The sequence below is a fragment of the Nostoc sp. DedQUE07 genome (genome assembly GCF_034530975.2).
Lineage (GTDB): Bacteria > Cyanobacteriota > Cyanobacteriia > Cyanobacteriales > Nostocaceae > Nostoc.
The window spans coordinates 95,295-110,301 of the sequence record NZ_JAVRCC020000015.1; the positions used below are offsets into that span (position 1 = coordinate 95,295).

Sequence of the window (15,007 nt, forward strand, 5' to 3'; positions counted from 1 at the left end):
ATTTCTGATATTTAAACAACTTATTCTGACTAATGTCAGATTCATATCCGGCAAGTATGTGATAAATTTTCACTGGCAACAGTTTACCACGAACACAAAAGCTTTAAGTAAATTATTAATTACGTCAAGGTAATGAATAATAACTACTGTTAGCTGATAACTACTTGTGTGAGTTATACCAGGTTAATATACCTCCTGAAAAGACGATCGCAGCTAATCCCAAAAAAACTATCTGTAATCCCAGAAAGGTTTCTGCGACACCAGCTAATGCTAAAGGTAAGGAGAGGGCAATATTAATGACATTGTTCTGCAAGCCAAAAACTTTACCACGCATTTCTGGAGGTGTTTCTGTTTGGATTGCAGTTTGCATGGGAATTCCTACTAGTGCCCCAAAAATACCCACGAGCATCACCAGTAACAAGACAAGCCACAGTTGAGTTGTAAATACTGACAGACCAATCAGGGATGCTGCCATACCTATACAACCACACAGACTTAGCTGAGTATAGGAGAAGCGTTGACCAAATTGACCGAGAATTGTTGCTCCACCAGCGATACCAACACCGCCAGCTGCTAGTAAAAAGCCGAACTGGGAAGCTTTCATGTTGGGAATTATTTCCGCCATCCGAACGGCTAGAACAGTTAATGCTGCAAAAACAGAAAACAAGATAATCAGTTGCAGCAAAGCATTGCGGATGCGATGATTTGCTTTGAGATAGGCAAAACCGTCTCGCAAGTCAGAGAATACGTGAGGGAATTCTGTATCGGGGTGGTGGTGTTTTTCCTTAGTTGCCAGGAGGAACAAAATTAGTCCAGCGATCGCATAACTGCCACCAACTAAAAGTTCCTTACCCAAATTACCACTACCACCAATTTGCAGCCAAAGTCCATCGGCGATCGCTAACAATGGTTCTCCAACAGCAAACCCAACAATCACCGATGCCATCATCGTTGTCGTATAAAGCGAATTTGCTGAGAGTAAATCCTGTTCTTCTACGATTAAAGGAATTGCCGCCTGTTCCGCTGGTGCAAAAAACTGCGTCAAAGTCGAAACTAAAAAAGTCACACCCAGAATGATCAAAAAACCCACTGGCAGCACTCCTATGGGTTTCCAATCATGAGTCAACCACAACAGGAAGGGAATTGACAAAACCAGGATGCCACGCCAAATATTTGTTGCCACCAGCACAGCCTTTTTCGACCAGCGATCGACAAACACACCAGCAACAGAACCAAACAATACGGCTGGAATAGTAAAAGCCATCATCAAGACTGATACCCAACCACTAATACTCTGATTGCTTCCTTGAAACTGAGTATTAATCAAAGCAATCATCAACACCAAATAAACTTTATCTGCTAGTTGGGAAAAAACTTGACCGCCCCAAAGAGCCAAGAAATTAGGATTTTTTAAGACAGGTAAAAATCCTAGCTGTTTTACATTCCCTGCAATAGCTTCTCCATCTGAACTAGAGGCATCTAATGTCGGTAATTCTTTTTCTGGAATAGTAGCTATTGGCAAATTTTGCCCATTACGAACGCCATTGCTATCTACCTCAGCAGTGGTTAATTTGTCCTCAGATTGTGTTTCTGATTGGCTTGAAAGATCGGTTTTTGGACAATTTTGATCGTTTTTAGAAATATCTTTTGGGGACATTTCTTGGCCATTTATTTGACTAGGTGTACACTTGGGAACAGCACTCAAGTGATTCCTGAGTGTAGAATCTGATACCCTATTCTGTTTTTTGGCGAGGCTTGGTGACAAAGGTAGGATTTTTTTATCCAAATCAGAAGGTTGCATCATGGTTGGCAGCAAAATAAGAGTCGATCAAGGTAGCAGAGCGAATAGGACGACCTAATTGATACTGAGCATACTGGCGCAAAATCTGCTCAACAGATAACCAGTCATAATCTCTAGCACTATCAATTTGCATTATCTCTGGTTGTGACAGCTGTTGAAGCAAAGCTAGTTCCATAGCACCCAAACGACTAGAAATCACAGGTATTTCTTGCCGATGCACAACAACTGTTTGGGCATTGAGCATTGCGGATGGAGCATTGGGCATTGGGTATTGGTTATTAATTCCCTCCTCCCCTGCTCCCCTGCTCCTTTGTTGCGCCCTTATCTCCTTTTCCCCTTCTTTTCGTAAACGTTCCCTAGCTTCTAAGGAAACCGTTCCACCCGCAGGGATGCTAAATCCTACCTGCCAGTTGGGGTCTGTGAAGTCTGGCTTAAGGGAACGTTGAGATAGGCAGCAGATTTGCACTTGTGGCGTCAGTCCTGCTAAGGCTAAAAGGTGAAATACAGCATGAGCCAGATGAGCTAAAACACCAAATGAATTTGTACTAGACACCGCCTCTAAGCGATGGAGATGTTCATTGAACAAATCATAAAGTTCTTCTTGGGGTTGTTCGCTCAAAGCTTCACACAGAACTATTTCTGCTAAATATTGACTGGCAGCCAGTTTTCCTAAATCTTTAGCTAAACCAGGATAAGTTTTTAACGTCTGTGCTTGAGTAATTTTATCAAGCGATCGCCCTTTAGCAATCAATAGTTCATTCACAACAAACATTCCACTCCTACCACCCAGGCTGGAGTTGTGCTTACGCGACCCTGGAGCCACGGCTCGAATTAGACCGAATTCTCGTGTCAAAATCGTCACTATTTTATCCGATTCTCCTAGCGCCTGGGTTTTAAGATTAATACCAGTTGCTTTGTAGGTTCTACTCATTAGTCATTAGTCACTAGTCATTAGTAGTTATTAATCATTGCTCAAGGGTCATTAGCTTAGGACAAATGACAAATGACAAAGGACAAATGACTATTCACCCTTTCCCAAGTTATCGCGCTGGCGGATCAAATCCATACCGCGAGATGTGCCTAATCTAGTAGCACCCGCTACGATTAAGTCTAGGGCTTGATTGATAGTGTGAATACCACCTGAAGCTTTAATTCCTACCCTTTCTTTTGCCAATTCTTGCAAAAATCGCACATCTGCCACAGTTGCACCACCATTCCAACCTGTACTAGTTTTTAAGAATGCTGCTCCTGCCTCCATAGCTATTTCAGCAGCTATTTTTTTCTCCGCATCTGTCAACAGGTTAGTTTCCAAAATTACCTTGACCGTTTGCCCAGTCTCTTCACAAATTTCGGCAATCTCTCGGTGGACTTTTTCAGTTTTGCCAGCTTTTAACCAGCCCAAGTTCATCACCATATCCAACTCAGTGGCCCCACTATCCACCGCTTCTTGAGCTTCATACAGTTTCACTGCTGAAGTCGTTGCACCAGAAGGAAAGCCTATCACTGTACAAACTTTCGGGTTTTTACCGTGGAGGAGTTCGACTGCTTGCTTGACATTAGCGGGGAACAGACAAACCGCCGCAAAGTTGAATCTATATGCTTCTTCACACCATTGCTCAACCTGCTCTGGAGTAGCCGTTGGCATTAACAGGGAGTGATCGATAAATGGCGCAATATCAATGTCTGGATAGTCTGCTGCCATCGTGTCTTCTGCCAGTGATTGATTATTAAACTTTATAAAAAATTAAAACATTTCTTATATATATATTAAACCACATTTATTACGAGTTTATCCTGAAAACAAGTTGCTGAATTGTCTTTAATATTGGCTTTACAGATATCCCAGGATTACTACAAGTGTTTAAGTTAACGCTAAGTAGTAGTAATACTAGGAATATCAAGAGATTTTTTTGTACTATTTCCTAAGAAGTTAATAATACTTTGAGCCAATGCCTGCGATGCCAAATATGGGACACCATTACCAATAGTTTTAAACATATTAGTGAGTGACATATTTTCTGGAAGTACAAAATTTACAGGCAAAGATTGGATAGCTAAAGCTTCTGCTACAGAAATCCGCCGGACTTTGTAAGGATGTAAATGTACTTCATTATTTCCATAGCAAGCTGTCGGAGAGTAACGCCATCTATGCAGACGTTTGAAAGACTTTTTAGAATCATCTCCTTCATTAATAGCAGCAAATTTTGTGATACCTGCCCTTGGTTGAAAACAGTTTTTAGTATTGGGATGTTTCAGAACATTATTTTTTCTAAACCAGTATTCAACTGTTAATTCTTCAAGTATGCCATCAGGACAAGGTATTAGAGAATTTTCTTGGAATGGTTCACTCTTACACCAGTGGTAAGCAAAAACTTTTTCTTGAGGATATAAAATATAATTATTCCAAGGAAAACATGCCTCATTTAGTAACTTTTCACTACCGATTTTGATTCCTATATCTTGAAGAAAATTATTTTTGAAACCAATTAGAATAATTCTTTCTCTATCCTGGGGTACGCCATATTCGATAGCATTAATTAACCGCTCTGTTAACATATATCCTGATTCATGCAATTTTTGCTTGAGGGATTCAAAAAATAAACGGTGTTTTGTCGTTTTCCACAAACCTTTAACATTCTCAAATAAAAAGAAGTCGGGAATATTTCGGCAAATTAATTCAATATATGAAGCAGAAAGCTTGCCATTATCTCCTAAACTTCCTCTATTTTTTCCACCCATAGAAAAATCAGGGCAGGGAGGCCCACCGATGAAACCAATTATATTATGAGATTTGCGGCAGTCCTTGACTAATTCTTGAAGGTGTTGTGCTTCTTTTCCGATAATAAATTTTGTTACATCTGCTGCTTCACCGTGATGATATCCATATTCAGGCGATTGCATTTTTAGAACTTCCCGTGAATGGCGATAGGCGGCGATAAATGGGGCGAAGATTTCATTGACATAAACAATATTAAAACCGCTGGCTTCAAAACCTAAATCGAGGAAACCTGAGCCAGCAAAAAAAGAGAAAATACAAGGGCGATCGCTCATTGAATTACTAGTACGATCAAAAATTATTATTAATATTCAGATTCTCGGAAAATGGTTTATGTACGTAACTTATACTAACTATCCAAAATTTAATTTAAGGGTTGGCAAAAACTAATATACTTAGGGTTTCTACGTAAGTACCAATCAAAAAATAACAATTGAAAAACTGCTTAAATAGTCAAAAAAATTTACAGTTTCCCTAAGTATTACATCTTAAAGTTTACTCAATCTTTAAGGAAAATACCTGACAGAAAAAGAGTCTGGAGTCACAATTAAATATAGGGGTTTCCAAGCCCAAATGATATTTCAGACAAATATTTGTCATTAAATAAAAAGCCGGGGTACTTCGGACTAAATTTTATGCGGATTTTAATTTACTCCTACAACTACTATCCAGAACCGATTGGTATTGCCCCACTAATGACTGAATTAGCAGAGGGACTAGTGAAACGCGGGCATGAAGTGCGTGTAGTTACCGCTATGCCCAATTACCCTGAGCGGCAAATTTACCAGGAATATCGGGGTAAATGGTATGTCAACGAAGACAAAAATGGCGTTCAAATTCAACGCAGTTACGTTTGGATTCGTCCACAACCCAACCTATTAGATAGGGTGTTATTAGATGCTAGTTTCGTCGTCACTAGCTTTGTACCCGCCCTCATCGGTTGGCGCCCAGATGTGATTCTCTCAACATCGCCATCCTTGCCAAGCTGTGTACCAGTTGCTCTTTTAGGATGGTTACGTGCTTGTCCTGTAATTTTAAATCTACAAGATATTTTACCAGAAGCAGCCGTCCATGTCGGTCTATTGAAAAATAAATTACTTATTCGGTTGTTTACATTATTGGAAAAATTTGCTTACCGCACTGCCACTAAAATTAGCGTCATTGCCGATGGGTTTGTGGAAAATTTGCGCTCTAAAGGTGTAGAAGCGGACAAAATTGTGCAAATTCCCAACTGGGTTGATGTAAATTTTATCCGCCCTTTACCTAAAGAGGATAACCCTTTCCGTACAGCACATAATCTAAACGGCAAATTTGTAGTACTGTATTCTGGTAACATTGCCCTAACCCAAGGCTTAGAAAGCGTCGTCAAAGCTGCTTCTGCCTTGCGCCATATCCCAGATATTGTCTTTGTCATTGTTGGAGAGGCAAAAGGTCTACAGCGATTGCAACAGGAATGTCTAGACTGCGGCGCAGATAATGTGATGTTACTGCCATTTCAACCCCGCAAAGATTTACCACAGATGTTAGCAGCTGCGGATGTTGGTTTAGTGGTACAAAAGAAAAATGTTGTATCCTTCAATATGCCGTCAAAAATTCAAGTGTTACTTGCTAGTGGAGGGGCCTTAGTTGCTTCTGTACCCGACAATGGTACGGCAGCAAGAGCCATTAGGCAAAGTGGCGGCGGAGTTATCGTTCCTCCAGAAGATCCCCAAGCTTTAGCGATGGCAATTTTAGATTTGTACCAAAACCCCGAAAAAGTCAAAACTCTGGGTTATAAAAGTCGCCAATATGCCGTTGAACAATATGCTTTTGAGCAAGCTTTAAATCAGTATGAGTCCTTGTGTTACTCATTGACAGCAGAACGCAGAGCAATTCAATCTACAGGCATAGTTACGAAACAAGAAGTTTAATCTTTGCTGCAAAGTTATGTTACATCTGTAGAAATTACGATTATACCCTTATGCCTAAATATTAGGAATTTTTAAGGTAGCGAATTTTACTAATAAAAATATAACAATAGACAAGCAGGTTGTCAGGTGGATTGTTGAACTAAAAATCTCGTGGCTCACTTCATTCAATAGACCTCTTGCAAAAGTCCCTAACACCCCACCCCCAACCCCTCCCCAAAGCATCGGAAAGAGGAGCATTTGCTTTACTCAAATGCGGGGTGGGGTTCTTTATTTTTGATTTATGCAAGAAGTTTAACCCGTGATTACCCGATTACAAAGTATATATAAATACTCAAATTTGTGCGTGTATAATAAATCAGACTTTTGCTAGACCAGTAATTAGTATGCTGTGTTGTATCGTAATTTTTAGCAGACAGTATAAAGCGTAGATGTGTAGTTACTTGCAAATTACTAGCTTTAGATTACATATTATGCTGTTTGATTAATCTGCAATTATTTTCGCTGTCAATTCCTGCTGCAAAGCTATTGGTTGATTTATCGCTGCACAATAACCATCAGCAATTAGCTGTTGCGGATAGCGAAATCTAAACAGCCAATTATCAAACTAATCCCATAGACACCTGTTTTTTTGTTAGTATTCAAAAAAACCTATTGACATATTTGTCAGATCAATTGTTCGTTGTTTGTAAGTAAATGTCAACAATTGTTTCAAAAGGAAGAAAGCACCTGAGGTTTAATGACTGATTATTTCCAAGGAAATTTCCCATTGCAATCTGTCCCACTGACGAAGAGTGCGGTAATAAGCCACGGCCAAACCGAAGAGGCGAGCGAAAAATTAGCCGCAACGATCGCTGTTGCGGCATCAGATCGCAAAGCAGGTGAGATTCTATTGCTCAAAGTAGCAGAGGTATCTTACTTGGCGGATTACTTTGTGATGATGACTGGCTATTCTAAGGTACAGGTAAGGGCGATCGCTCAAGCAATTGAAGGAAAAGTCGAAACTGAGTTGCAACGCCGTCCCTTAAGGACAGAAGGAAAAGTCGAGGGCAGTTGGGTACTACAAGATTACGGTGATGTGATCGTTCATATCATGATGCCCAAGGAACGGGAGTTTTATAATTTAGAAGCGTTCTGGATTCATGCAGAACGTATTTCCCTTCCAGAATCTGATGAAGGTGAGGGTAAGCCAACATGATTAGGTCTTCGGTTTCTAATTGCCCAGTTCCTACAGACCAACAACCACTCAATGAATACGAAGAGTTAAAAACTTCCTGGCTGTTTCGTGATACTACTTTACATTGGCGCGAGTATATCACGAAACTTGTTTGGATTTGGGGTTTATCTTGGCTCTTCGCAGGACCGATAGCTGCGGCAAGTTTTCCTCCTCACAAGTATATTGCACATTTTATTCTCTGTGGTGCAGCAGGGGCCAGTGTCGGGTTAGTGCTGATACTGGTAAGGTTATACTTAGGCTGGTACTACGTGTGCGATCGCCTTTGTAGTCCCACAGTATTTTATGAAGAGTCCGGCTGGTACGACGGTCAAACTTGGACTAAACCACAGGAAGTCCTTAACCGCGATCGCTTAATTGTTGCATACGAGATCAAACCCATTCTGCGACGGTTACAATTTACCTTCGCTGGGTTGGCGGGAATGTACGTTATTGGTACTATAGGTTGGCATTTGTTTTAAAGAGTCATTAGTCATTAGTCATTAGTCATTGGTCATTAGTAAATAAACAAAAGACATAGACGCGCCAGCGGCTTCCCGCAGGGTAGGACAAAGGACAAAGGACTAATAACCAATGACTAATTTAATTAAAAAAGGTGATAAATATAAACCCATGACAATGGGAAAACGAACTCAAGCCACAGCACTGGAAGTCCGGTTGCTGCGGGAAGGTATTATTGAATCCAGGCATATAGTCCAAGCTGTTGTCTGCGACGAACGAGGACGGGTTCTAACCGTTGCCGGAAATTCTGAAACTGCTGCATTTATCCGTTCAGCCCTCAAACCGTTTCAGGCACTTGCTGTCACCACCACAGGTACACTGGAACGCTATCAACTCAGCGATCGCGACTTAGCAATTATCACAAGTTCTCATAAAGGAAAAGTAGATCAAGTCCGACAGGTATTTAACATCCTTTGGCGAGCCGATCTCGACCCGACTACACTCCAGTGTCCAATTCCTGAAGGCAAACGGAGTCCTCTGGAATACAATTGCTCTGGAAAACATGCCGGAATGTTAGCCGTTTGTCAGCAACGCCATTGGCCCTTGAATAACTACTTGGATCGCAAGCACCCAATACAGCAGTTGATTTTGGGCAAAGTAGCAGAGTTGCTGCGAATGCCAGCCGCAGAATTTATCAGCGCTCATGATGATTGTGGCGCACCAACTTATCTAATGCAACTCGGTCACATGGCATCTTTATATGCACTGCTAGCCTCTAGTACCAACTTGGATATGGAGCGGATTGTCCGTGCTATGACTCATCACCCCGCGATGGTCGCAGGAGATGGAGAATTTGATACGGAACTGATGCGCTTAACTCCAGGAGAACTAGTCAGTAAAACTGGTGCCGAAGGAGTGCAGTGCATTGGTAGACTCGGTGAAGGCTTGGGATTGGCAATCAAAGTCATGGATGGGGCAAAACGAGCAAAGTATGCCGTTGCTATTCATTTACTTCAGCAAATGGGGTGGATTAGTCCCAGCGCCGCCGAAAGTCTCTCAGAAAAGTTTGTCACCTTGGGAAAATACAAGCGTTTAGAAGTAATTGGAGAATTATCATTTTTGTAGTTGCCAAACTCTTGACTATAGGTTATGCTATAAAAGTTAAGAGCGACGCGGGATAGAGCAGCCTGGTAGCTCGTCGGGCTCATAACCCGAAGGTCAGTGGTTCAAATCCACTTCCCGCCACCACATAAAAAATAAAACAAAACCCTACAATCAGTAAAGATTGCAGGGTTTTGTTTTATTTTGATCTATTCTGGAAGAAATAGCCATCCAAAAAGCGCGGAGAATCATGGTTGTGAAGTTGCAGCGACCAATTTTAGTGGGAGGATTGGGACTTTCCTTTTCCCTGTGGATGTTGGACAGTTGGCACGATTCTATAGTGCAGGTGGGTGAGTTCGGTTTGTTGAGTGCCTTAGCTGTCGGTGGTGGTTTGTGGTTATTCCAGCAAAAGCGCCCCAAAGACAGTTTAAAGCAGCTAGATGGTATGGTGGTTGACCGAGCGACTGTGGAAAGTGCGATCGCTAAAACTGAAACTGTAATTAACCAACTAGCACAAGAAACAGAAAACCATCCAGCCTTAGAGACACTCAGAGAACAAGTTGCCCAATTGTTGCTGGAATTAGATAGGCAAAAAATTAAAGTAGCTGTGACTGGCGGGAAATCCGTGGGTAAAAGCACTTTAATTCAAGTGCTACAAAATCTAGAGACACAAAATTCCGTGTCTTTACAAGAGACAGCACCTTTGTTTAGAGAAACAGGTGAAAATTCAGATGCAGCTATTTTGGCAGAAGTAGCAAAATCTGATTTTGTGCTATTTCTGACAAACGGTGATTTGACAGATTCAGAATTTCAAACCTTACAGCAGCTAAAGGCAGCAAATCAGCCTAATATGCTGGTTTTCAACAAACAAGACCAGTATTTAACTGATGAAAGCGCCAACATCTTTAGTCAATTGAAACAGCGGATGCAGGGAAATGTAGTTGCAACTGCGGCCTCTCCCATTGCCATCAAAGTCCGAAAGCATGAGGCTGATGGTTCTGTGCAAGAGTGGATGGAGCAACCAGCAGCAGATATTCAGCAATTAACGCACCAGTTGGGTGAAGTTTTGGCACAGCAAGGACAACGGCTAGTTTGGGTGACAACCATGAGGAAAGCTGGGTTGTTGAAAGCTGAGGCAAAAAACTGGCTGAATGGAACCAGACGCGATCGCGCCACCCCAATTATTGAACAATATCAGTGGATAGCTGCTGCTGCTGCCTTTGCTAACCCAGTACCAGCCTTTGATATTCTGGCAACTGCGGCGATTAATGCTCAAATGGTAATGGATTTGGGTAATATCTATCAGCAAAAATTTTCCCTAGAACAGGCACAAACCGTAGCTGGAACAATGGGAAGTTTAATGCTGAAATTGGGTTTAGTTGAACTTTCTACAAAGGCTATTAGTACTGTTCTCAAAAGTAATGCCGTTACCTTTGTTGCTGGTGGCGTAGTGCAAGGAGTAAGTGCAGCTTATCTGACTAGAGTCGCAGGGTTAAGTCTAGTTGAGTATTTCCAACAGCAGGAAATAGCGATAGATTCTGGAACTGGTTTTAATTTGGAGAATTTGCGGCAAACCTTGCAAAAGGTATTTCAGCAAAATCAGCAGATTGGTTTTTTGCAGGGGTTTGTTAAGCAAGGCATGAAGCGTTTGTTACCAGAAGTGCAGCAGGTTGAAGTAGTTAGTGTTCAGAAAGCAATGGGATAATTTCATACACAGGATCGCTAAATTTTAGATTTTGGATTTTGGATTTTGGATTTAATGATTCAAAATCCAAAATTTTTTTCAACCCATAATTTTAATAGAGGATAAAAATACATAAACATCTTTCTTTTAATAAATCAGTCTAAAATTTCAAAACCAAAATTGGCTGACACTTGTGTGCTGCTGTTAGTAAACCTAAAATTTACCCAAGCCTATTTTAGGCTTGGGTGTATTTAAGAATATCGTGATTGCTAGTTCTCAAAAAATTGTGAATAAGGATAATTAGCTAAACAGCACCACTGTTTCTATTAAACAGAATAGCTATAGTTTTGAAAATTAGCTTTAAATCGTACACTAAACTCCAATTTTTTTGATACTGCAAATCCAGACGAATTACATCTTCAAAACTACGGACTGTAGAACGTCCATTTACTTGCCATTCGCCAGTCATGCCGGGTTTTACATCTAAACGTTGCCACTCCGGTACTTCATAGCGTTCAACTTCATCGGGTGTAGGTGGTCGAGTGCCTACTAAACTCATCTCTCCTTTGAGGACGTTCCAAAATTGGGGTAATTCATCAAGACTAGTTCGCCGTAAAAAGCGCCCTACCTTAGTAATTCTGGGATCATTCTCATTTTTGAAAAAAGCACCTTGCACTTGGTTTTTAACTTCAGATTTCTTCGCTTCTGCATCCACACACATAGAGCGGAATTTCCAAATTTTAAACCGCTTACCCATCCAACCACAACGAATTTGACTAAAGAAAATGGGCCCGGGATCGTTAATTTGAATCGCGATCGCAATTGGAATAAACAAAATTCCTGTAATTAATAAACCAATCACTGACCCGACAATATCTAAGAACCGTTTCATCCAAGATGCCATAGAAGGGTGAGTAGTGGGTAACTGCTCTACTTTACGGGAAGTTGTCTTCCGATTATCTACTACGTCATCTTGTTCTATTAACGACCCATCCCCCAGAAGCTCTAAAGCAAAAACCTGATCTAACCCTGTGAGTTTTAGGACTGCCATGACTTGAGGTGTTACATTCCGCAGTGTTAATGTAATCCCCTTAGTCTGAGCGTATTTAAAATTACTTACCAGAGCACCTAAACCACTACTATCGATAAAAGTAGTTTGGTGAAAGTCAATGATGATTTGCTTAGGATGTGAATTGGGCCCAATTAAGCCTTGGCAGGTTTGCTTAAAGCCTAAAGCCTCCAGCACGCTCAACCGCGTCGGCACCTGCACTATAGCCATGTCGTTTAGGGAATTAACTGGAAAATCGACCTCTGTCGGTTGGCTAGTCATGAAGCTCTGCACTTTCGTTGCCATGTATAATGTAATATGCCAAACATTACTTTGTCCTACAAAATTACTTAACCTAATATCGGAATTAGTGGTAATCAGGACTAACTGCTATTTACCGGGGCTGAGATTGGAGATCGCTAGCGACGATTCACAATAGAACAAGAAGCCAAAAAACATCCTTGCTGTTGTGCCGACGCAGCGCGATCGCGTTGCTCTGATCAAATGATTGCTAAAAATACGGTTACACCTACCGCACGCCTGATTGAGGTCTTTTCTGCCATTCAAGGGGAAGGACTGAATGTCGGGACACGTCAGATATTTATTCGTTTTGCTTTGTGTGATTTGCGCTGTCACTTTTGTGATAGCGCCCACACTTGGAGTGCACCTACAACTTGTCGGATAGAGCGATCGCCTGGATTGCGCGACTTTGAAATTCACTCTAACCCCGTCTCATTACCCATATTACTCGAATGGGTGGAACAGCAAAATCTACCTTGTCTACACGATAGCATTAGCTTAACTGGCGGCGAACCACTTCTTCATGCTTCATTTTTAACGCAGTTTCTACCCCAAGTGCGAGCCATAACTGGTCTACCTATATACTTAGAAACTGGCGGACATCGCCCAGAACAACTAGCAATGATTATCCCATACTTAGACTCTGTAGGTATGGATTTAAAACTGCCCAGTGTTAGCGGCGAAAGTTATTGGCAAGAACATAGTAAATTTCTCCAGTTATGTCATGACTCATATTTAAATGTTTTTGTCAAGATAATTGTGTCTCAAGACACAGATCCCGCCGAGTTGGAACGTTCAGCTTTGTTGGTGGCAGAGGTTAGTCCAGATATCCCAGTATTTTTACAACCTGTCACGCCTTTAGCAGTATCAGAACAATTTTCTCCAGTGCCTGTACTTGCGCCTTCCAGCGATCGAGTTTTGATGTGGCAAGCTTTGATGAAGGGGTTTCTCAAGCACGTGCGCGTGATCCCCCAGACCCATAAAATGCTGAACCAGTTGTAAAATTTTAGTTTGATAAAGATGTAGTCAAGAAAAAAGTAAGATTTTATGAAATGGTGATTGGGCTGTTGCCTCTCATGAATTAGGAAGGCAGCAGCCCAATTACTAGCAGCAGGGCTGATTTATTCCATTTCAAATAGAATTTGCTATAGTGCGCCCTCATCTGGAGCTTTGGATTTAGCTTTTGCCTTATTGGCACTGCGTTTTAGGGCAGAGAGTCTTGCTTCGTATCTCGATCGTTGGCGCTTACTAGGAGTATTATCAATCAGGGTTTTCAAGGCGCTACCAAGACTCTTGTAGGCATTGGGGAGGCTATAACCAAAACGAGTTGCTAAAGCGATCGCTTTCTCATCAGCATTGAGCAATTCTCTTAGTTGCTTTTCCCCATTATTCTTTTGGTACAGTCGCCAGCCTGACACGCCACAAAGCGACAAAGCTAACACCAGCAGCAATCCATCTTGTACCCACAATTCCCCGACAGCACCACCTAAACCGATGGCTAGTGCTGCCATTTCCCAACCATCTTTAGGAATTGTGTCATTTTGAACGCGAGCAACCTCATGCCAGAACAGCAGATTACGCTGATCCATTGCGAGGGCATCCCATTTCACCAAATCAATTTGAATTTCTACCTGGTCTTTACCAATTTCTTCGCAGCGAACCAGGGGTGGATTGACCTCAGTTGTGCCTTCAACCGTGACCCAGCTTTGTAGTTCTGGTGGTAGTAAAGCTTTCAACCGCCGGAGTTCGCTCATTTCCGCTTTGGCAGAGGAGGTTGCATAGGATGTCATAATATCCAGCCCCAGAAAATTTCAGTATATAGTGAGGGTATCACTTTGGAGTATAGCTATTTAAGTAACGATCCGTCTCACTCACTAGGAAAAGTTCCTCGCTTTTTTCGTGCTTCCATTGCTTTTTCTAGTAAATCTAACAATCCTGGGGCTTCTTCTTGGATACTGAGTAATAGTCTTTCCCCAAGTTCTATATTCCCCGGATCGAGACCTGTTGCCATCACTTCTGTCAAGCGAGGTATTGCTATGCCATCCACAATCTGAATTAATCCACTCAGGCAACGGTGAAATTGTTTTTCTGTAAGAATTGAGTCTTCTAAAGGAAACTCAATAATCGCACGAATTTCACCATCGGATGGGTCATACTCCCATTGCAACATTTTGGTTTCCCAGGAAATGGCAAGCATTGTTTGGAGGATAGCTGCCTTGTGAGGATGGTCTTGGATTCCTCCCAGAACTTGAGGGGCAAATACCCGGAAAAATTTTCCTTCTTCATCCAGTTGGACAACTATTAGGAAATCTTCTAGATTATCAGCCTCTACACCTGTTATAATCCGGTCTTCTTCATCATCAAAACGGTAGTCCCAACCAAGGTTGTCTAAATAGTTGGCAATCTGTTTGAGGTTAGCTCCCATAAAAGCCTCATAAGGAACGTGGAGCAGTTGTTACCAGACCTAGTTTAACCTGCTAGGGGCAGTTGTTTGGGTTGGTGTGGATACTTCCGATCGCATAGAAGTATGCAATTAAGGTATTGGGGATGGGTTATGGGGTATGGGGCATTGAAGATAAGAAAAATAGACGTTCGGTCGTCCCTATGAATGATATTTTTTGGATGACTTTTGCTGATTCTTAAAGAAGTAATCATTACTGTTTTTCAAATTTTAGCTAATAAAGCATATAGTCCTAACTCCCTTAAATTTTAATT

Annotated in this window: 13 protein-coding genes and 1 tRNA gene; 7 read left to right on the forward strand and 7 right to left on the reverse strand. The window is 41.5% G+C overall.

The window, feature by feature from the left end:
- Positions 1-160 precede the first annotated feature (160 nt).
- The 4 genes from RMZ95_RS14435 to RMZ95_RS14450 form a co-directional block, all read right to left on the reverse strand.
- Positions 161-1,801: an MFS transporter gene (locus tag RMZ95_RS14435; RefSeq protein WP_322684828.1), complete on the reverse strand. Its 1,641-nt coding sequence runs from the start codon at positions 1,799-1,801 to the stop codon at positions 161-163.
- Positions 1,788-2,732, reverse strand: coding sequence for a DNA repair protein RecO (recO, locus tag RMZ95_RS14440; RefSeq protein ID WP_322684804.1), 945 nt, complete (start codon positions 2,730-2,732; stop codon positions 1,788-1,790). Before recO ends, RMZ95_RS14435 begins: the two co-directional genes overlap by 14 nt.
- A 90-nt stretch (positions 2,733-2,822) precedes the next feature.
- Positions 2,823-3,503: a deoxyribose-phosphate aldolase gene (gene deoC / locus RMZ95_RS14445; RefSeq protein ID WP_322672247.1), complete on the reverse strand. Its 681-nt coding sequence runs from the start codon at positions 3,501-3,503 to the stop codon at positions 2,823-2,825.
- 170 nt (positions 3,504-3,673) lie between these two features.
- Positions 3,674-4,852 carry a DNA cytosine methyltransferase gene (locus RMZ95_RS14450; protein WP_322684805.1) on the reverse strand — a complete coding sequence of 393 codons (1,179 nt, stop codon included), beginning with the start codon at positions 4,850-4,852 and terminating at the stop codon, positions 3,674-3,676.
- 360 nt (positions 4,853-5,212) lie between these two features.
- Between RMZ95_RS14450 and RMZ95_RS14455 the strand changes: the two genes are divergently transcribed.
- The 6 genes from RMZ95_RS14455 (at position 5,213) to RMZ95_RS14480 (ending at position 10,965) form a co-directional block, all read left to right on the forward strand.
- Positions 5,213-6,487 carry a glycosyltransferase family 4 protein gene (locus RMZ95_RS14455; RefSeq protein WP_322684806.1) on the forward strand — a complete coding sequence of 425 codons (1,275 nt, stop codon included), beginning with the start codon at positions 5,213-5,215 and terminating at the stop codon, positions 6,485-6,487.
- A gap of 736 nt (positions 6,488-7,223) precedes the next feature.
- Positions 7,224-7,682, forward strand: coding sequence for a ribosome silencing factor (gene rsfS / locus RMZ95_RS14460; protein WP_181928677.1), 459 nt, complete (start codon positions 7,224-7,226; stop codon positions 7,680-7,682).
- The gene (locus RMZ95_RS14465) at positions 7,679-8,179 is read left to right on the forward strand and encodes a CGLD27 family protein (protein WP_322672250.1); all 501 of its coding nucleotides are present in this window, start codon (positions 7,679-7,681) and stop codon (positions 8,177-8,179) included. Before rsfS ends, RMZ95_RS14465 begins: the two co-directional genes overlap by 4 nt.
- Before the next feature lie 151 nt (positions 8,180-8,330).
- A complete protein-coding gene (locus RMZ95_RS14470; protein ID WP_322667280.1) occupies positions 8,331-9,284 on the forward strand; it encodes an asparaginase in 954 nt (317 codons plus the stop codon).
- 46 nt (positions 9,285-9,330) lie between these two features.
- A tRNA-Met gene (locus tag RMZ95_RS14475) sits at positions 9,331-9,407 on the forward strand.
- Between the two features lie 103 nt (positions 9,408-9,510).
- Positions 9,511-10,965 carry a YcjF family protein gene (locus tag RMZ95_RS14480; RefSeq protein ID WP_322684807.1) on the forward strand — a complete coding sequence of 485 codons (1,455 nt, stop codon included), beginning with the start codon at positions 9,511-9,513 and terminating at the stop codon, positions 10,963-10,965.
- A 283-nt stretch (positions 10,966-11,248) separates the two neighbouring features.
- Here the strand turns inward: RMZ95_RS14480 and RMZ95_RS14485 are convergent, their stop codons facing one another.
- Positions 11,249-12,298, reverse strand: coding sequence for a sugar transferase (locus RMZ95_RS14485; protein ID WP_322672252.1), 1,050 nt, complete (start codon positions 12,296-12,298; stop codon positions 11,249-11,251).
- A 198-nt stretch (positions 12,299-12,496) separates the two neighbouring features.
- Here RMZ95_RS14485 and RMZ95_RS14490 point away from each other — a divergent pair, with 198 nt between their 5' ends.
- Entirely contained in the window at positions 12,497-13,294 is a 798-nt protein-coding gene (locus RMZ95_RS14490) for a 7-carboxy-7-deazaguanine synthase QueE (RefSeq protein WP_322684808.1), read from the forward strand.
- Positions 13,295-13,437: 143 nt separating this feature from the next.
- Here the strand turns inward: RMZ95_RS14490 and RMZ95_RS14495 are convergent, their stop codons facing one another.
- Both RMZ95_RS14495 and RMZ95_RS14500 read right to left on the reverse strand, forming a co-directional pair.
- On the reverse strand, positions 13,438-14,082 hold the full coding sequence (locus RMZ95_RS14495; protein WP_292729213.1) for a DUF3318 domain-containing protein: 645 nt from the start codon (positions 14,080-14,082) through the stop codon (positions 13,438-13,440).
- Between the two features lie 77 nt (positions 14,083-14,159).
- On the reverse strand, positions 14,160-14,717 hold the full coding sequence (locus RMZ95_RS14500) for a hypothetical protein (RefSeq protein ID WP_094349133.1): 558 nt from the start codon (positions 14,715-14,717) through the stop codon (positions 14,160-14,162).
- Between the last annotated feature and the right edge of the window lie 290 nt (positions 14,718-15,007).